22 protein-coding genes are annotated in these 15,875 nt (G+C 63.5%); 7 read left to right on the top strand and 15 right to left on the bottom strand.

Going from position 1 to position 15,875, the window contains the following annotated elements; all coding sequences use genetic code 11:
• Nucleotides 1–49: 49 nt before the first annotated feature.
• On the bottom strand, nucleotides 50–643 hold the full coding sequence (locus tag ACWTU9_RS05170; protein WP_455857363.1) for a hypothetical protein: 594 nt from the start codon (nucleotides 641–643) through the stop codon (nucleotides 50–52).
• A gap of 113 nt (nucleotides 644–756) precedes the next feature.
• Nucleotides 757–882 carry a type B 50S ribosomal protein L36 gene (gene ykgO, locus ACWTU9_RS05165; RefSeq protein WP_006203764.1) on the bottom strand — a complete coding sequence of 42 codons (126 nt, stop codon included), beginning with the start codon at nucleotides 880–882 and terminating at the stop codon, nucleotides 757–759.
• A 101-nt stretch (nucleotides 883–983) separates the two neighbouring features.
• Between ykgO and ACWTU9_RS05160 the strand changes: the two genes are divergently transcribed.
• Nucleotides 984–1,550, top strand: coding sequence for a lysozyme inhibitor LprI family protein (locus tag ACWTU9_RS05160; protein ID WP_455857362.1), 567 nt, complete (start codon nucleotides 984–986; stop codon nucleotides 1,548–1,550).
• A 65-nt stretch (nucleotides 1,551–1,615) separates the two neighbouring features.
• Here ACWTU9_RS05160 and ACWTU9_RS05155 read toward each other — a convergent pair whose 3' ends face one another.
• From ACWTU9_RS05155 to ACWTU9_RS05100, 12 genes are all read right to left on the bottom strand, one after another.
• Nucleotides 1,616–2,692, bottom strand: a complete 1,077-nt coding sequence (locus ACWTU9_RS05155; protein WP_455857361.1) for a 5-(carboxyamino)imidazole ribonucleotide synthase — start codon at nucleotides 2,690–2,692, stop codon at nucleotides 1,616–1,618.
• Nucleotides 2,689–3,186, bottom strand: coding sequence for a 5-(carboxyamino)imidazole ribonucleotide mutase (gene purE, locus ACWTU9_RS05150; protein WP_454586357.1), 498 nt, complete (start codon nucleotides 3,184–3,186; stop codon nucleotides 2,689–2,691). The genes ACWTU9_RS05155 and purE overlap by 4 nt, the downstream gene beginning before the upstream one ends.
• A 96-nt stretch (nucleotides 3,187–3,282) precedes the next feature.
• Entirely contained in the window at nucleotides 3,283–4,185 is a 903-nt protein-coding gene (locus tag ACWTU9_RS05145; protein WP_455857360.1) for an anti-sigma factor family protein, read from the bottom strand.
• Complete coding sequence (locus tag ACWTU9_RS05140) at nucleotides 4,182–4,721, bottom strand: sigma-70 family RNA polymerase sigma factor (protein ID WP_455857359.1); 540 nt, start codon at nucleotides 4,719–4,721, stop codon at nucleotides 4,182–4,184. The genes ACWTU9_RS05145 and ACWTU9_RS05140 overlap by 4 nt, the downstream gene beginning before the upstream one ends.
• 40 nt (nucleotides 4,722–4,761) lie before the next feature.
• On the bottom strand, nucleotides 4,762–4,959 hold the full coding sequence (locus ACWTU9_RS05135; protein ID WP_455857358.1) for a hypothetical protein: 198 nt from the start codon (nucleotides 4,957–4,959) through the stop codon (nucleotides 4,762–4,764).
• A gap of 220 nt (nucleotides 4,960–5,179) precedes the next feature.
• Complete coding sequence (locus tag ACWTU9_RS05130; protein ID WP_455857357.1) at nucleotides 5,180–5,698, bottom strand: DUF6985 domain-containing protein; 519 nt, start codon at nucleotides 5,696–5,698, stop codon at nucleotides 5,180–5,182.
• Between the two features lie 84 nt (nucleotides 5,699–5,782).
• Complete coding sequence (locus ACWTU9_RS05125) at nucleotides 5,783–6,988, bottom strand: aminotransferase class V-fold PLP-dependent enzyme (protein ID WP_455857356.1); 1,206 nt, start codon at nucleotides 6,986–6,988, stop codon at nucleotides 5,783–5,785.
• Nucleotides 6,989–7,014: 26 nt separating this feature from the next.
• Nucleotides 7,015–7,476 (bottom strand): RidA family protein, encoded by a 462-nt coding sequence (locus ACWTU9_RS05120; RefSeq protein WP_455857355.1) that lies wholly within the window; start codon nucleotides 7,474–7,476, stop codon nucleotides 7,015–7,017.
• Between the two features lie 37 nt (nucleotides 7,477–7,513).
• Nucleotides 7,514–8,299, bottom strand: coding sequence for an amino acid ABC transporter ATP-binding protein (locus tag ACWTU9_RS05115; RefSeq protein WP_455857354.1), 786 nt, complete (start codon nucleotides 8,297–8,299; stop codon nucleotides 7,514–7,516).
• A gap of 4 nt (nucleotides 8,300–8,303) precedes the next feature.
• A complete protein-coding gene (locus tag ACWTU9_RS05110) occupies nucleotides 8,304–8,954 on the bottom strand; it encodes an amino acid ABC transporter permease (RefSeq protein ID WP_455857353.1) in 651 nt (216 codons plus the stop codon).
• 1 nt (nucleotide 8,955) lies between these two features.
• Nucleotides 8,956–9,621: an amino acid ABC transporter permease gene (locus ACWTU9_RS05105; RefSeq protein ID WP_455857352.1), complete on the bottom strand. Its 666-nt coding sequence runs from the start codon at nucleotides 9,619–9,621 to the stop codon at nucleotides 8,956–8,958.
• 73 nt (nucleotides 9,622–9,694) lie between these two features.
• Nucleotides 9,695–10,564 (bottom strand): transporter substrate-binding domain-containing protein, encoded by an 870-nt coding sequence (locus ACWTU9_RS05100; RefSeq protein WP_455857351.1) that lies wholly within the window; start codon nucleotides 10,562–10,564, stop codon nucleotides 9,695–9,697.
• 117 nt (nucleotides 10,565–10,681) lie between these two features.
• Here ACWTU9_RS05100 and ACWTU9_RS05095 point away from each other — a divergent pair, with 117 nt between their 5' ends.
• Nucleotides 10,682–11,485, top strand: a complete 804-nt coding sequence (locus ACWTU9_RS05095; protein ID WP_455857350.1) for an IclR family transcriptional regulator — start codon at nucleotides 10,682–10,684, stop codon at nucleotides 11,483–11,485.
• Nucleotides 11,486–11,509: 24 nt separating this feature from the next.
• On the opposite strand, the gene ACWTU9_RS05090 is transcribed toward ACWTU9_RS05095, so the two are convergent.
• On the bottom strand, nucleotides 11,510–11,713 hold the full coding sequence (locus ACWTU9_RS05090; RefSeq protein WP_112559568.1) for a YdcH family protein: 204 nt from the start codon (nucleotides 11,711–11,713) through the stop codon (nucleotides 11,510–11,512).
• Between the two features lie 243 nt (nucleotides 11,714–11,956).
• Between ACWTU9_RS05090 and ACWTU9_RS05085 the strand changes: the two genes are divergently transcribed.
• The 5 genes from ACWTU9_RS05085 (at nucleotide 11,957) to ACWTU9_RS05065 (ending at nucleotide 15,874) form a co-directional block, all read left to right on the top strand.
• On the top strand, nucleotides 11,957–12,136 hold the full coding sequence (locus ACWTU9_RS05085) for a YdcH family protein (protein ID WP_095487303.1): 180 nt from the start codon (nucleotides 11,957–11,959) through the stop codon (nucleotides 12,134–12,136).
• A gap of 293 nt (nucleotides 12,137–12,429) precedes the next feature.
• Nucleotides 12,430–13,683 carry a flavodoxin-dependent (E)-4-hydroxy-3-methylbut-2-enyl-diphosphate synthase gene (gene ispG / locus ACWTU9_RS05080; RefSeq protein WP_455857349.1) on the top strand — a complete coding sequence of 418 codons (1,254 nt, stop codon included), beginning with the start codon at nucleotides 12,430–12,432 and terminating at the stop codon, nucleotides 13,681–13,683.
• Between the two features lie 4 nt (nucleotides 13,684–13,687).
• Nucleotides 13,688–14,548, top strand: a complete 861-nt coding sequence (locus ACWTU9_RS05075) for a transglycosylase SLT domain-containing protein (protein ID WP_455857348.1) — start codon at nucleotides 13,688–13,690, stop codon at nucleotides 14,546–14,548.
• 30 nt (nucleotides 14,549–14,578) lie between these two features.
• Complete coding sequence (locus tag ACWTU9_RS05070; protein ID WP_455857347.1) at nucleotides 14,579–15,130, top strand: chloramphenicol phosphotransferase CPT family protein; 552 nt, start codon at nucleotides 14,579–14,581, stop codon at nucleotides 15,128–15,130.
• Between the two features lie 6 nt (nucleotides 15,131–15,136).
• Nucleotides 15,137–15,874 carry a class I SAM-dependent methyltransferase gene (locus ACWTU9_RS05065; protein WP_455857346.1) on the top strand — a complete coding sequence of 246 codons (738 nt, stop codon included), beginning with the start codon at nucleotides 15,137–15,139 and terminating at the stop codon, nucleotides 15,872–15,874.
• Nucleotide 15,875: the final 1 nt, after the last annotated feature.

The raw sequence follows: 15,875 nt of genomic DNA, 5'->3' as shown, positions 1-15,875 counted from the left end.
AGGAGCTATCCAGGCCCTTCACATACTGCCCTACGGCCTTATTCCCTTCCTAAATTCCTTCGCCCGCCAGTTCTTCCGACAGCGTCGCGACCTGGTCCTGGGCGCTGCGCATCATCGGATAGATGGCCAGCACCTTCTGCCAGGCTTCGAGCGCCGATTGCTTGTGGCCGGTGGCGGCCATGATCTGCGCCAGGCCGGAAAGCGCGCCAAAATGGCGTGGTTCCAACTGCAGCGTCTGGTCGATGTCGGACATCGACTTCCCGAAATTCCTCATCATGTAATGCACGGTGGCGCGCCGGTTCCAGCCCTCGGCATATTTGGGCTGCAAGGTGACGACCTGGTCGAGGAAATCGAGGGCGACGTCGAACTTCTGGTCATCCATCGCCTTTTGCGACCACTGCATCATCAGGTCGATCGAGGCGCTGCCGGACTGGAACCATTCGCCCCAGATGCGTCCGGCGATGCGCTCGGCCGCCTTTTCATTGCGTTCGCGCTTCAGATCGGCAAACAGCTGGTCGAGCCGCGCTTCTTTCGTCAGGGCGACGGGAGGTGTCGCGGCGGCGGGCGGCGGCAGGTCGTCCGCGCGTGCCGCAGCAGCGCTGAACAGGAAACCGGCGGCCAAAAATGCAAAAAGAATCCGCATCGCCGGAATCTAACCCCGGAGAGCGGATCGTCAAACTGAAATTAGCGTGAAAGTGCCGGATATCCGGCAATTACCATCATATGGACGGAGGCAGCGTGCCTCCGGCCGAAAACTCAACCCTGGCGCGCCTTGTAGCGCGGAGCGGTCTTGTTGATGATGTAGATGCGGCCCTTGCGGCGAACCAGCTGGTTGTCGCGGTGACGCGCCTTCAGCGCCTTGAGCGAATTCTTGATCTTCATGGTCTTGCCCGTGATCTGGGCCCTGTCGGGGCCGAATTATTAAGGCGCGCCAGGAGACGCGCCTTTGAACTTGCGTGGCTCATAAACGAGGAGCCTTGCCCGTGTCAACCGCAAGCGTGCTGCATAAAGGCTGGGAACAACTTTGGCCATCAAATATCCGCCATCGCCGCTCGACGCCATTGCGCCGCCGAAGACGGGCTGGAATGGTGCGGCGCCTGCAAGCCGATCTGGAGACGTCCATGCGCCTGTTGTTTGTGTCCGCCTGCCTTGCCGTTCTGGCCGCTGCCGCCCCCGCACAGGCGCAGGAATGCGACCGTAACGACGACAGCCAGCAGATGATGAATATCTGTGCCGGCGAGGACTACCAGGCTGCCGATGCCAAGCTCAACCAGGCCTACAAGGACCTGGTCGGCCGCAACGACGACAAGAGCAGGAAGCTGCTGCAGGTCGCGCAGCGCGCCTGGATCGCCTTCCGCGACGCCGAATGCGCCTATAACACAACAGATAGCGAAGGCGGCTCCATCCATCCGATGGAGGTTTCGCAATGCCTGACGGAACTGACGGACCAGCGCATCAAACAGCTCACCTCGGGCACCAACTGTCAGGAAGGCGATGCGAGCTGCGCCAGCCCCGACGAGGAGGAGGACCTGAACAACGAGCTGCAATAGAGGTCCACACCCCTCGGGCAAGCGCTACCCATCCCGGAAGACGCTGCGCAGTTTCCTGGAATTGCTTAGCTACGACGGCTGATGCGGGTGAAATGGCCCATCTTGCGGCCCGGGCGCGCTTCCGCCTTGCCATAGAGATGCAGCATCAGATCGGGCTCGGCGAGCAAAGCGGGCACGCGCAGGACATCGTCGCCGATCAGGTTTTCCATGACGCAGTTGGAATGCCGGCCGGGGTTGCCAAGCGGCAGGCCGGCAATGGCGCGGATATGCTGCTCGAACTGTGAAACGGTGCAGGCGGCTTCCGTCCAGTGGCCGGAATTGTGCACGCGCGGCGCCATCTCGTTGGCCAGCAGGGAGCCATCAGCAAGAACGAAGAACTCGACACCGATCACGCCGACATAATCAAGGGCCGACAGGATCTTTGCCGCTGCCGCTTGTGCAGCCGCCGCCGTGTCCAGCCTGATCTGGGCCGGCAGGGTCGAGGTATGCAGGATGCCGTCGCGGTGGACATTCTCGCCCGGATCGTAGGCGGCGACAGCGCCGTCCAGCCCGCGCGCGGCGATCACCGAAATCTCGCGCTCGAAAGCGACGAAGGATTCGAGGATCAGCGGCACATTGCCCATCGCCTCGCAGGTGCCGGCAAAGCCGCCCGTCTCCATGTTGCGGAAGACGCGCTGGCCCTTGCCGTCATAGCCCATGCGGCGGGTCTTCAAGATGCCGCTGCCCGAGAACTCTCTTAGCGCCGCCGTCAGTTCGTCGTCATTGTCGACGGCGCGGAAATCCGCGGTCTTGATGCCGATGCCGTTGAGGAACTGCTTCTCCGCGACTCTATCCTGGGCAGCCTCCAGCGCCCTGGGCGGCGGATAGACCGGGACCTTGGCAGCAAGCGCGCTGGCAGCCGCCACCGGCACGTTCTCGAATTCGTAGGTGACAACGGCGCTGGCTGCTGCCAGTTCGGCAAGGGCGGCCGCATCGTCATAGGCAGCGGTGATCTGCCGGTTGGCGAGCTGCGCTGCCGGACAGTCAGCCTGCGGTTCGAGGATCACGGTGCGGTAGCCGAGGCGCGCCGCGGCAACAGCCAGCATGCGGCCGAGCTGGCCGCCGCCGATAATGCCGATGGTCGATCCCGCCGGCAGGCTCATGGTGCGTCCGTCGGCTCGGCGGCGACCTTGGCGGTCTGGGCGGCGCGCCAGGCATCCAGCCGGGTGGCGAGCCGCTCGTCGTGGAGCGCCAGCACCGCAGCCGCCAGAAGGGCCGCATTGGCCGCGCCCGCCTTGCCGATGGCCAGTGTGCCGACAGGAATGCCGGCTGGCATCTGGACGATGGAGAGCAGCGAATCCTGGCCGGACAGCGCCTTCGATTCGACCGGCACGCCGAACACCGGCAGCGGTGTCATCGCCGCGGTCATGCCCGGCAGGTGGGCGGCACCGCCGGCGCCGGCGATGATCACCTTGTAGCCGGCCGCCTTGGCGCCCTTGGCGAAATCATAGAGCCGATCGGGGGTGCGATGGGCGGAGACGATCAGCCGCTTGTGCGGGATGCCCAGCGCCTCAAGCGTTTCGGCGGCGTGGCGCATCGTCGCCCAGTCGGACTGGCTGCCCATGATGATGGCGACGTCGGCGCGGTGGTCGGTCAAGCGCATGCTCCCGGCGGCAAAGGCGCGCCTTAGCGGAATTCGCGCAAAGCCGCAAGGATAGGGGGCCGCCGTCGAGTTCGGCAGCCACAAGTTACTCTATACGGCCGCCTTGCGGAAGCGGGCGACGAAATCGTCGAGTTCGGGCCGCTCCATGTCGGAGATCGCCCAATAGGAGAAGGCGCCGTCGCTCCAGTGCACCATCGAGAAGCCGCCGGAGGAAACGTCCTTCGGCTCGGTGACACGGCCACCTTGCTGCGGTTCGGCGACCAGCGTGATCAGGTGCTCGCGGTGGCGGTAGACCAGTGCCGGCACGGGACGGCCGGAGACCACCTCGACCCGGCCGCCGATCAGCGCGAAGCCATCCGTGGCAAGATCGGGCGCCGGCGGCGACACGCCGATGCGGGCGTCGAGCCACGGTTTTACCGTGTGGCGGTCGGACGAGACGATGTCGATCGGGCTGGCGGCGAGCAGGCTGCGGCGATGGTCGCCGGCGATTTCCGCAGCGATGCTGTCGGAGGTGCGATTGAGCATCACCCATTGTGTCGCCCCGCTGGCCAGCACCGCTGTCATCACGATCGAAGCCGCCATGGCGCGCCAGTCGAACGAGCCGAAGCGGCGCGCCGTTGGCCGCGCCCGGGAAGGTCGCGTGTCGGCCGCTCGCCGCTGCTGTCCTGCGCCAGTCCCGGCGATCAAACCCGGCAGCGCCGATGATGTGCCCCGCTGCGGCTCCTCCTCCTGCGCGGATTGTTCCGCCGATGCAACTCCAATCGCCGCGATGCGGGCCCGAAAGGCATCACTGACATCGGGACGCGGCAAGCGGCTGACCGCGCCTTGCAAGGCAAGGATGCGGGCGTGTTCGGCGGCAAGCGCGGGATCGGCGGCGATGCGGCGTTCCACGGCGAGTGCGGCAGCCGCATCGAGTTCACCGTCAACCAAGGCGTGGATCATCAGCCTGATGCCTTCGGGATCGTTGGGCAGTCCGTCGTCATGCGCGGTCATGGCGCTCTCCCCAGTTCAGACGCAAGCAGGCCACGGGCCCGCGCCAGCCGTGACATCACCGTGCCGATCGGCACGCTCAGCATCGTCCCTATATCGCGGTAGCTGAGTCCGTTGATGTCGCGCAGCACCAGCGTCTCGCGAAAGGGCTGCGGCAGCGCTGCGATCGCGGCTTCCAGCGCCGCGGTGTCGGCCCTGGCGATCAGGCTCGCCTCTGGACCATCCTCGTCCGGCACACTCGTGCCGTGTGCGGCCGCCATTTCGTCGAGATCGCCGAGATCGCCGACGGCCATCATGCCGCGCGGCCGGTTGCGCGCCATCCAGGTGTAGGCGGTGTTGCGCACGATGGTCAGCAGCCACGCGCGCGGATTGCCACCGGCATAGCCAGCGATACCGGCATGCGCCTTGATGCAGGCTTCCTGCACGACATCTTCGGCGTCGGCGGCATTGCCGGTCAGCCAACTCGCCAGCGAAAGCGCGTCGCCGAGATGTGGCAGAACCACCTCGTTGAAGCGGTCGGCCAGAGCCTTCTCGCTCAAAGCAGCACCATGATTCGATACTCCGGAGCGGACTGCGCTCTCAGAGAGCGACGGCAATCTCGCCCTGCGGGCGAACCCCGCGGGAACAGGCAAGGCCGCCTGCTGCGGCGAAAGTGAAGTCATCTGCGTCACCAGTGTCAAGCGCCAGCCAGGAGACACTGATGATGATCATGCGGTCCAGCGCATGACGACGGCTGACGCCGCGGCCATGGTCGCTGTCCCAGTCATGGTGCGGCATATCCGTCTCCTCAACGCCAGCGATGGCGTATGCCGAGAAGACCTGTTGTGGCCGTGGTTTATTCCCGCAGTGTGCAAATCCGACTGTTCACAGTCGCGTGATCAACGCGTTGCATCACCTTCGTTCGGCCTCGTGGACGCGCTCAATCCGGCCAGCGCAGGGCGCCGGACGAATCCTTTCGCGGCTGTTTCATCGCATCCGCCGGCCGCTCGGCAAGCGCTTAGCGATAGATAACATTTTCAAGAGTGCTATCCGCATTAGCATCCGAGTTTGTAAGATGCCCATCAAAAGGGCCTACTTTATTAACGACGGCGCCATTCTTAAAAACGATTAGAAGGCCGTGCTCAGGCTCCCAATCACAATTACACTCGACCCAGACGTATATACCTTTGTCACCGTCGGGCCGGCGGCTAATCAAGGCCTCTGCGCCAAGCTGAATGAATGGCCATATCTCAGAAGGTGAACCGATGGATGGGAAATCGTCTTCTGGTTCAATGGTGTTTTTGACCTCTAGATAATACCTGAAGATATGCGGTTCTGCTGCCGTAAGGACAGTATTGGGCGCTTCCAAGAAGTTGGAAATTGCTTCGTCAAAGTCCTCAACAGGAGGATCTTCGCCGTACTCCTGAACGAGTATCTTGCATTTTTCCCCATTCAGGACCGCCAACGAGATAGGCTCGCTAACGTAGCAGCCTTCGCGTTCATCAAATTTACATTCGCCAAGCCTTGGAATTTTCATTTTTGCGATCCTCCCAGCGTGCATATAGGCGAGAGTCCTCCATCGATTAAATCCCCGATGACGTAATTGTTGGACGCCGCGAGCCTAGTCGGGCCAGCGCAAGACGCCTGACGAATCCTTGCGTGCGGCTTTCATCGCATCGGCCGGGCGGTCCTTCGCGGTCAAAATAGTCCGCAGGCGCTCGGCGACGATCTCGGCTTCACCGGGGTGCAGGTTGCAGGGGTCGAGGAAGAAATGGCCGCGCTCGACCTCGTGGTTGCGCACGATGATCGGCGGCGAGCCGGCCGCAAGTGCCGAGGCAAGGCCGGCGGCGGTGAAGCGGCTTTCGGGTGAGACGAAGATCTGCAGCCGGTCGAGCGGGTTGGCGGTGGGGTCGGGAATAATGTGGGCGGCGATGCCCGGAATGCCTTGCAACGCGTCCTTCCACAGATTGAGCGCCGCTTCCTCGCGCCGGCGGATGCCGGCATGGTCGCGCTTTTCCCAGGCTTCCAGCGCTGCCATGGTGCCGGCGATGCTTTCCTTGCCGACCTTCATGGCGCGGGCGACACCGCGGTTCTGCAGATAGGCGGCCCGCACCAGGTCCTTGCGTCCCGTCACAATGCCGCTGGTCGGCCCCGAGAGGAATTTGTGACCGCTGTAGACGACGATGTCGGCGCCGCGCGCCAGGAAGCTGCGCAGGTCATATTCGGAAGCCGCGTCGACGATCACCGGTACGCCCCTGGCGTGGCAGATGTCGCAGAATTCCTCCAGGGACAGCATGCCGTATTGCACGGTATGGTGCGCCACGACGTAGAGCGCTGCCGCTGTGCGCTCGTTGATCGCATCGCGCACGTGATAATCCTGGGTGACGCTGACGGTGCCCGCCGGAATGACCTTGGCGCCGGCCACGCGGATCGATTGGTCAATCGGCGCGCCGTAATTGACGATATGGCCAAGCTGGATGACGACTTCGGACTTCAGCCCTTCGGCGTCATCGGGCAGCCGCTCGAGCGCCAGCAAATTGGTGCCGGTCATCGCCCCCGCGATCGCCATGGTGATGCCTGAGGCGCAGCAGGCGGTGATGAAGCCGGCCTCGCCGCCGGTCAGGCGGGCGGTGATCACGCTTGCGGCGCGCTGCAGATCGTCCATCTCGACCCATTGCGAGGCGATTTCGGCCATGGCGCTGATCGCCTCGGGAACGATGATCGAGGCGCCCAGCGTCGTCATCGTGCCAGAGACGTTGATGATCGGCCTCAGTCCCAGCCGTTCGCGGATCGTGGTGTTGGAGCGGTCAGCCGAATAGATCGTCATCTCGAAGAATCCTGTTTTGAAAAAAGTCAGGCTGCGATCTCGACCACCGCCTCGATTTCGACCGTGATGTTGCCCGGCAGCGAGCCGACGCCGATCGCCGAGCGCGCATGCCCTCCGATCCTATCAAAGACATCGGCGAAAAGATCGGAGCAGCCGTTGACCACCTTGGGATGGTCGCTGAATGTCGGTACGGCGTTGACGAAGCCGAGCAGCTTGACGACGCGCACAATGCGTCCGAGGTCGCCGGCCGCGGCGTGCATGACGGCAAGCAAATTGAGCCCGGTGAGGCGGGCATGTTCATAAGCCTGCTCGACCGTCACATCCTCGCCGACTTTGCCGGTGCACAGCGTGCCGTCGGCGCGCAGCGGGCCCTGGCCGGAGAGGAAGATCAGCCTTCCGCTCTCGGCATGGGTGACGAAGTTGGCAATCGGTGCCGGCGGCTCGGGCAGCGTCAGGCCGAGTTCTGCAAGCCTGATATAAGGCGTCATCAAAATGCTCCTTGCGGCAGCTTTGCGCTGTCGGGTGTCAGAAATGCGAGGCGCGGAAGCGCGCCAGAAAGCTGCGAAGGCGCTCATTGGAGGTCTCCGCCGCCAGGATTTCGGTCGGCGGCCCGACGGCGCTGACGCCGCCATCGGCCATGAAGACGATGCGGCTCGAGGCATCGCGCGCGAAGGCCATCTCATGGGTGACCATCAGCATGGTCATGCCGTCCTCGGCAAGGCTGCGCACGACCGCCAGCACCTCGCCGACCAGTTCGGGATCGAGCGCGGAGGTGATCTCGTCGAGCAGGAGGATCTTCGGTTCCATCGCCACGGCGCGGGCGATGCCGACGCGCTGCTGCTGGCCGCCGGAAAGCTCGGCCGGCAGGCTGTCGGCCTTGTGGGCGAGGCCGACCCGGCCGAGCCAATGCTCGGCAAGCTGGCGCGCCTCGGCTTCACTTTTTCCTCGCACCTTGGTGAGGCCGAGCATGATGTTGCCGGCGGCTGTCAGATGCGGAAACAGGTTGAAGCTCTGGAATACCATGCCGGTCTCGGCGCGCATCGCCGCCAGGTCGCGCTCGCTGCGCCGCTGCCGTGTTCCGGCGTCTCGATAGCCAACCTCCTTGCCGTCGATGCGGATCGAACCGCTGTCGTAGCTCTCGAGGAAATTCACGCATCGCAGCAACGTGGTCTTGCCGCTGCCCGAAGGCCCGATGACCGTCACCACCTCGCCGCGCTGGACCTCGAGGCTGACGGCGCGCAGCACCTCGACGGGGCCGAAGGCCTTCGAGACATCGCGCACATCGAGAAGCGTATTGCCGTTTGCGGACATGGTTCTATTCCCGGATGAAGGCAAAGCGCCGCTCCAGCCGACGGCTGGCGAGCGAAAGCGTGTAATTGACGGCGAAATAGACCAGCGCGCCGAGGATGTAGAGGGGCATCGCCTCATAGGTGCGGCCGATCACCTGGTTGATCGCCTGCATCAGGTCGGTGATGCCGAGCAGCGAGACCAGCGCGCTGCCCTTGACCGCATCGGTGACGCCGTTGATCCAGGGCGGCAGAAAGCGCCTGAAGGCCTGCGGAAAGATGACGTAGGTGAGCCGCTGGCGGAAGGTCAGCCCGATCGCCATCGCGGCTTCCGACTGGCCCTTGGGAATGGAGCCGACGGCGCCCCTGAGATATTCGACGACTTGCGCGGTCTTGAACAAGGTGAGCGCCAGCACCGCTGCCCAGAAGGATTGCAGATGCAGGCCGATCGCGGGCAGGCCGTAATAGACGAAGAACATCAGCACCAGGATCGGGATGCCGCGGATGGTGTCCGAGAAGATGCGCACGGCCCAGCGCAGCGGCGCCGGGCCATAGACCAGGCCGACGCCGAGTGCGACGCCGGCAATCAGCGACAGCACCACGACCAGCAGCGAGACCCACAAGGTGACGGCGAAGCCTTGGGCGAGGAACGGCACGGCGTAGAGGATCTGGCTCAGCATGTCAGCGTGCCGCCCTAAATCGGCGCTCGACCAGCCGCAGCCCGAAAAGCAGCGCATAGCCGGTGACCAGATACATCGCCGTCGTCACCAGATAGACCTCGACGATGCGGAAGGTGTTGAAGTTGATCCACTGGGCGCCGTAGGTGAGCTCCGGCACCGAGATGACCGAGGCGATCGAGGTGTCCTTGAAGAGAGAGATGAAGGTGTTGGACAGCGCCGGCAGGGTGATGCGCAGCATCGTCGGCAGGCGCACATGGAGCAGTCGCTGCCAGGGCGTGAGGCCGATGGCTTTGCCGGCATCGAGCTGCCCGCGCGGCACGGCTTCGAGGCCGGAGCGGAACACCTCGACCAGATAGGCGCCGCTGTAGACGGACAGCGTCAGGACAAACGAGGTCGGCGCGTCGTAGGCCAGGTCGATCACGGTCGGCAGGCCGTAGAAGACGAGGTAGACGAGCAGGATCAGCGGTACGTTGCGGATGAATTCGACGTAAGCCGCAATGAATGCCCGTACCACGCGTCCGGCCGACACGTACCAGACCGCCAGCACCAGGCCGATGACAATGCCGATGGCGATCGAGATCACGGCAAGCTCGAGGCTGAGCAGCAGCCCGCCCCAGAGCTTGTCGAAATGCCGCCAGATCAGGTTGAAGTTGAGCGTATAGCCCATGCGTCTCCCGCAATGCCCGAGGGCTGCCGAGAAGAAGGAGGCGGAAGGGCGCCGGCCCTTCCGCCGGTTGTTGTCAGATGACCGGGAAGCCGGGATGACGGGCAGGCGGCTCCTGCCCGAAATAGTCCTTGAACGCGGCATCGTAGAGCGCCGTCTCGTGGCCGAACATGGCGATGGTGAAGGTCTGGTTGACGAAGGTCAGCCAGTCGAGATCGCCTTGCCGAAGGGCGGCGCCATAAAGCATCGAAAACCAGCTCTTGCCGGCATCGAAATACTTGTCAGGGTTGCGCGAGGCGAGCCAGCGCACTGTCGACAGATCGACAGCGGCAGCGTCGACGCGTTTCGATTCCAGCGCCTGCAGCACGTTGGCCTGGGTGTCGATCTGCATCACCTGCGCCTGCGGCAAGACGATGTGAACAGAGTTTTCGGCATCGACGTTTTGCAGGATCGAAATGCGCGTCGCCGCGCCACCGGCGAGCAGCTTGTCGAAGGTCTTGTTCTCGGCGGTCGGCAGCGTCAGCAGAGCGACGCCCTCGACATAGTAGGGCCTGGAGAAGTTGATCAGCTGCGAGCGCTGCGCCGTCATGGTCATGAACTGGATGGTGATGTCGACCTTGTTGGTCGTCACATTCGGAATGCGCTGCGCCGGATCCTGCATGACGAATTCGACCTTGGTCGGGTCGTCGAACAGGCCCTTGGCCAGGATGTGGCCCATGGTGATGTCCATGCCGACCAGTTCGCCGGCGTCGTTCTCGAAGTGCCACGGCGCGTTGGTGCTCCCGGTGCCGACGATCAGCTTGCCGCGGTCGAGCGCGGTGCGCAGCACGCTGTCGGATGCGGCCTGCGCGGCCGCCTTCTCGGCGCTGACCGCGGTCAGCACGCCCGCCGTTGCCAGTCCGGCCATGCCCAGTTTCAGAAAATCTCGCTTGGATGTGTCGTTCACTGCGACCTCCTGTTCATTGTGTTCCCCTTGCAGACACATGCGTCGGTGGATCAGATTGTCTCTTACAAAAGACACATGTATCCTATACAAGACAGATACTAACACCGGGAATCAACAATGCAAGACGGCAATGCCATCACCGACCGGCCTGAGCCCGGCACCGCCGGCGACAAGACCTCCCGCTCACGCGAGAAGGGCCTCAACCGGGTGCTGGAGATACTGGAGTTCCTGCATGTCACGCAGCGCGCCATCGGCATTGGTGACCTCGCTAAGGGGGTGAATGCGCCGCGCTCCACCACCTACACGCTGGTGCGTTCGCTGGTCGATGCGGGTCTCCTGGAGATGGAGGGCGACGGCAACCGGGTCTATTTCGGCAAGAAGCTCTACCTCTACGGAATGGACTATGTCCGCGGCAACGACCTGCTCCGCCGAGGCCGGCAGGAGGTCGACAATCTGTCACGCGAGACCGGCGAGACCTCCGAATTGTGCATGCTGCAAAGCGGCCGCTACACCATCGTCCATTCCAGCCCTGGCACCAGGCCGTTCCGCATCAGCTCCGCCACCGGCCTGCAGATCCCGCTGCCATGGACGGCATCGGGGCGGCTGCTTCTGGCCGGGCTTGAGAGGGCTGCTATCCAGGACATGGTATCGGACGACGACCTTTTGCTGCCGGATGGCCGCAGGCTGCGGCTCGACGATTTCATCGCCGATATCGCGACGGCCAGGACGACCGGCTATTGCATCACTTCGGGGCTGGTCGACGCCTACACCAAATGCCTGGCCGCCCCGGTGTTTTCCGTCGCAGGCAAGGTTGAGGCAACGATGTGCCTGGTGGTTCCGATCGACACCGCGAAGGAAAAGACCGACGAGCTCATTGCGCTATTGCGTGAACGCGCCGCAAGGCTTTCGATGCCGGGATAAGGGGGCAGGCTCCGAGGCTATCGCTCAGGCGATGATGTCCGGAATGATCTTGTCTTCCAGCGCCATCAGCCGGTCCTTGAGGAACAGTTTTTTCTTCTTCATGCGTTGGATCTGCAAGGGATCACAACCCATGGCGATCATCGCATTGATGGCCGCGTCGAAATCGGCATGCTCTTGCTTCAGCCGAGAAAATTCGAGGCGGATATCAGCCTGTTCCTGTTCGGACATTATCTACCGTCTGCACGTCTGCGGCGCCCAATGATGGGCCTGATTGGGCGGGACCGGCGGGGTTTTGTAGCCGGCGCGCAGCCCATACCACATTTCACATTGTCGTGGAATGCTACCACGCAGCATTCGACATCGCCGCCGGATGGTGGCAGAGTGTCATGGTGCCGTCACAGATGCGACTGACTGCGGTGGACGTGCCTTTGACGGCTGCAATCGAGGAAACCATGAAAGGGAGAACCAATCATGTCTCTTGCATCCCATCTTGATGAGTTGCAGCGGAAACACGGTGATATCGAACGCGAGATCGACGATGCGATGAATCATCCATCGGTCGACGACCTCGAAATCGTGAATCTCAAGCGACGCAAGCTGGCACTCAAGGACGAGATTGAAAAACTGAAGGCGAAACCCACGACACACTGACGCCTTTCCTGGACTACACGCGCCGCCTTGGCGCGCGATCATCGTTCCGGTGGCAGCCATGCCGCCGGAGGATTGTGATTGTTACTATTTCTGACACTGTTGGCCGGTCGACACCGTCTGTGACGGGTCGCCGCGCCACTTGGATTTGGCGAGTCTATCGGCTGCTCGCCATTGACAAGCCATCTTTGCTCCTCCACCTCATGCCCGAACCTCAGCGCAATGCGCTGATAACTGTTTGAGCGTCGGCGCCGACCTGGACGCGCGTCGCTCGGGTGATCAAGAGGCGGCCGGCCATGACCGGATATTTTTCCTCCCCCTTTCCGCGCCGCACCTCGGTCGGCGTCGATGTCGGCGGCGTGATCGTTGGCGGCGGCGCGCCGTTCGTCGTGCAGTCGATGACCAACACCGACACCGCCGATATCGACCAGACCGTGGCCCAGGTCGCGGCCCTGCACCGGGCCGGCTCCGAGATCGTGCGCATCACCGTCGACCGCGACGAAAGCGCCGCCGCCGTGCCGCGCATTCGCGAACGGCTCGAACGGCTCGGCATCAATGTGCCGCTGGTCGGCGATTTCCATTATATCGGCCACAAGCTGCTCGCCGATCATCCGGCCTGCGCCGAAGCGCTGGCCAAATACCGCATCAATCCCGGCAATGTCGGCTTCAAGGACAAGAAGGACCGTCAGTTCGCGGCGATCGTCGAAATGGCGATCAGATACGACAAGCCGGTGCGCATCGGCGTCAATTGGGGATCGCTCGACCAGGAGCTTTTGACCCGGCTGATGGACGAAAACCAGGCGAAGGGCTTTCCGCTGACGGCGCAGGAGGTTACCCGCGAGGCGATTGTGCAGTCGGCGATCCTGTCGGCCGAAATGGCCGAAGAGATAGGCCTCGCCCGCGAAAAGATCATCCTGTCGGCCAAGGTCAGCGGCGTGCAGGATTTGATCGCCGTCTACACCGAGCTTGCCACGCGCTCCAACCATGCGCTGCATCTCGGCCTGACCGAAGCCGGCATGGGCTCCAAGGGCATCGTCGCCTCGTCGGCCGCCATGGGCATTCTGTTGCAGCAAGGCATTGGCGACACCATCCGCATTTCGCTGACGCCGGAGCCGAATGGCGACCGCACTCGCGAGGTGCAGGTGTCGCAGGAGCTCTTGCAGACCATGGGCTTTCGCCAGTTCGTGCCGATCGTCGCCGCCTGTCCCGGCTGCGGCCGTACCACGTCGACCGTGTTCCAGGAGCTGGCGCAAAACATCCAGGCCGATTTACGCAAGAACATGCCGGTGTGGCGCGAAAAATATCCCGGCGTCGAGAATCTCAAGGTCGCGGTGATGGGCTGCATCGTCAACGGCCCCGGCGAATCCAAGCATGCCGATATCGGCATTTCGCTGCCCGGCACTGGCGAGACGCCGACGGCGCCCGTCTTCGTCGACGGCAAGAAGGCGGCGACGCTGCGCGGGCCGTCGATCGCCGCCGATTTCGAAAAGATGGTCGCCGACTATATCGAGCAGCGGTTTGGACAGCACGGCAAGGCGGCGGCCGAATAGGCCGATGCGCGAGTTGCTCAAAGCCGGTGTGGTCCTGCTCTGTGGGCTGGGTTGCGCCGGACAGGCACTCGCCGATCCACCACAATCGCGCTCGGCTGCGAAACGTTTGATCGGCCGCGTCTGCGATCTCATCGAGACGCATGCCGAACAAAACGGCCTGCCCAGGGATTACTTCGCCCGGCTGATCTGGAAGGAAAGCCGTTTCGACCCCAACGCGGTGAGCCCGGTGGGCGCCGAAGGCATCGCCCAGTTCATGCCGGGCACAGCCAAGATGCGCGGACTGGCCGATCCCTTCGACATCGACCAGGCGATCCCGGCCTCGGCGAAATATCTCGCCGAAATGAAGACCAGCTACGGCAATCTCGGCCTGGCCGCGGCGGCCTACAATGCCGGCGAGAACCGGGTGTCGCGCTGGCTTGGGTCCGGCGGTTTCCTGCCGATGGAGACCGAAGCTTACGTCTTCGACGTCATGGGCGAGCCCGTCGACAAATTCTCCGACAGCGCCTACGCCGGAAAGGTCGAGCCGCTCGATGCGAAAATGAGCTTTGCCGTCGCCTGCCGCAGGTTGCCGGTGATCATGTCGAGGACAGTCGCCATGGCCTCGATCAATGTGAAGCCATGGGGCGTGCAGGTGGCCGGCAATTTCCGCCGTGGTGCGGCGATCAATCAATGGCTGCGGGTGCGGAGCCGGTTTCCAGCGCTGCTATCCGGGCACGATCCGGTTGTCAGCCGGGTGCGCACGCCGATCGGCCGGCGGGGCATTTATGCGGTCAGGATCGGTGTCGACGACCGCGCTGCGGCCAATGTCATCTGCCAGAAGCTGCAGAGCGTCGGCGGCGCGTGCATTGTGGTACGCAACCGGTAGGCATGCTTGGAGACGCGGCGGGTTTGAGAGATGACAGCCAGGATTGTCCTGCTCAATGGCGTCGGCAGTGCCGGCAAGAGCTCGGTCGCCAGGGCGCTGCAGACAATAACCGCCGAACCGTTCCTGCATATCCAGATGGACACTTTCATCGAGATGCTGCCTGAAACGCTTCAGGATCATGCCGACGGGTTCTTCTATGAGACGGTGCTGGAAGACGGCAAGCCATCGGTCGTTGTCAAACGCGGGCCGGTGGGCACGCGAGCCCTCCGCGGCATGCGCCATGCCATCGCCGCCATGGCCGGACAGGGAAACAATCTCATCGTCGACGATGTGATCTTCAATGACGAGATATCGGAGTACGTCGAGCTGCTGTCGGATTTCGACCTGCGTCTGGTCGGGGTCATGGCGCCGCCGGCGGTGCTCGAGGCACGGGAAGCCGCCCGCGCCGACAGGTTGCCAGGGCCGGCGCGCTGGCAGTATGACCGCGTGCACAAGGGCATCCGCTACGATCTCGAAGTCGACAGCAGCCGACTGACGCCGCTCGAATGCGCCAAGCGTATCCAGGAAAAGTTCCAGCTATAGGTTACCATGACCGACCGCCTCTACAGTGACCCCGACCTCGTCCAGTTCTACGACATCGAGAACGAGCGGGGCGTTGATTTCGACTATTGCATCCGGTTCGCCCAAGGTGCCCGCTCGGTTCTCGATCTCGGCTGCGGCACCGGGCAACTGGCTGCGGCACTTGCGGGTGGGCGCAGCGTCGCCGGCGTCGATCCCGCATCGGCGATGCTCGATATTGCGCGCCGCAGAGCGGGTGGAGAGAGCGTCGACTGGGTCGAGGCCGATGCGCGAAATGTCCGGCTCGGGCGGCGCTTCGACCTGGTGCTTTTGACCGGGCATGCGTTCCAGGTGTTTCTCACGCCGGAGGATCGCAAGGCGGTGGTTGGCACCATCGCGGCGCATCTTGCTGCCGGCGGGCGCTTCATCTTCGACACGCGCAATCCGACGGTCGAGGAATGGCTGGAATGGACGCCGGCGCGGTCGCACCGGATGCTGAATCATCCCGGACTGGGCGCGATCAAGGCATGGAACGATGTCCGGCGTGATGACGACATCGGTGCCGTCACCTATTCGACCCACTACGAAATCCCGGGCCGCAGAGAGGTTCTGAGCGCCGAATCGAAAATCGCGTTCCCGGCAAAGGAAGAACTTGCCGGCATGCTCGACGAAGCCGGGCTGGTTGTAGACGAATGGCTCGGCAGTTGGCTCGGCGCCCCCTATTCGCCGGCATCGCCGGAGATCATCCCGATCGGCCGACCGCGCTAAC

This window comes from Mesorhizobium sp. 128a, from assembly GCF_053848025.1.
This window is presented reverse-complemented; position numbering and strand designations above follow the sequence as displayed.

Excerpts from the sequence above, each read along its gene's own strand:
- ACWTU9_RS05145 (WP_455857360.1), bottom strand. The coding sequence starts at position 4,185 with ATGACCGCGCATGACGACGGACTGCCCAACGATCCCGAAGGCATCAGG.
- ACWTU9_RS05135 (WP_455857358.1), bottom strand. The coding sequence starts at position 4,959 with ATGCCGCACCATGACTGGGACAGCGACCATGGCCGCGGCGTCAGCCGT.
- ispG (WP_455857349.1), top strand. The coding sequence starts at position 12,430 with ATGACCGGATATTTTTCCTCCCCCTTTCCGCGCCGCACCTCGGTCGGC.
- ACWTU9_RS05070 (WP_455857347.1), top strand. The coding sequence starts at position 14,579 with ATGACAGCCAGGATTGTCCTGCTCAATGGCGTCGGCAGTGCCGGCAAG.
- ACWTU9_RS05065 (WP_455857346.1), top strand. The coding sequence starts at position 15,137 with ATGACCGACCGCCTCTACAGTGACCCCGACCTCGTCCAGTTCTACGAC.
- ACWTU9_RS05085 (WP_095487303.1), top strand. The coding sequence starts at position 11,957 with ATGTCTCTTGCATCCCATCTTGATGAGTTGCAGCGGAAACACGGTGAT.
- ACWTU9_RS05110 (WP_455857353.1), bottom strand. The coding sequence starts at position 8,954 with ATGCTGAGCCAGATCCTCTACGCCGTGCCGTTCCTCGCCCAAGGCTTC.
- ykgO (WP_006203764.1), bottom strand. The coding sequence starts at position 882 with ATGAAGATCAAGAATTCGCTCAAGGCGCTGAAGGCGCGTCACCGCGAC.
- ACWTU9_RS05155 (WP_455857361.1), bottom strand. The coding sequence starts at position 2,692 with ATGAGCCTGCCGGCGGGATCGACCATCGGCATTATCGGCGGCGGCCAG.
- ACWTU9_RS05075 (WP_455857348.1), top strand. The coding sequence starts at position 13,688 with ATGCGCGAGTTGCTCAAAGCCGGTGTGGTCCTGCTCTGTGGGCTGGGT.
- ACWTU9_RS05115 (WP_455857354.1), bottom strand. The coding sequence starts at position 8,299 with ATGTCCGCAAACGGCAATACGCTTCTCGATGTGCGCGATGTCTCGAAG.
- ACWTU9_RS05105 (WP_455857352.1), bottom strand. The coding sequence starts at position 9,621 with ATGGGCTATACGCTCAACTTCAACCTGATCTGGCGGCATTTCGACAAG.
- ACWTU9_RS05120 (WP_455857355.1), bottom strand. The coding sequence starts at position 7,476 with ATGACGCCTTATATCAGGCTTGCAGAACTCGGCCTGACGCTGCCCGAG.
- ACWTU9_RS05130 (WP_455857357.1), bottom strand. The coding sequence starts at position 5,698 with ATGAAAATTCCAAGGCTTGGCGAATGTAAATTTGATGAACGCGAAGGC.
- ACWTU9_RS05170 (WP_455857363.1), bottom strand. The coding sequence starts at position 643 with ATGCGGATTCTTTTTGCATTTTTGGCCGCCGGTTTCCTGTTCAGCGCT.
- ACWTU9_RS05090 (WP_112559568.1), bottom strand. The coding sequence starts at position 11,713 with ATGTCCGAACAGGAACAGGCTGATATCCGCCTCGAATTTTCTCGGCTG.
- ACWTU9_RS05095 (WP_455857350.1), top strand. The coding sequence starts at position 10,682 with ATGCAAGACGGCAATGCCATCACCGACCGGCCTGAGCCCGGCACCGCC.
- ACWTU9_RS05125 (WP_455857356.1), bottom strand. The coding sequence starts at position 6,988 with ATGACGATCTATTCGGCTGACCGCTCCAACACCACGATCCGCGAACGG.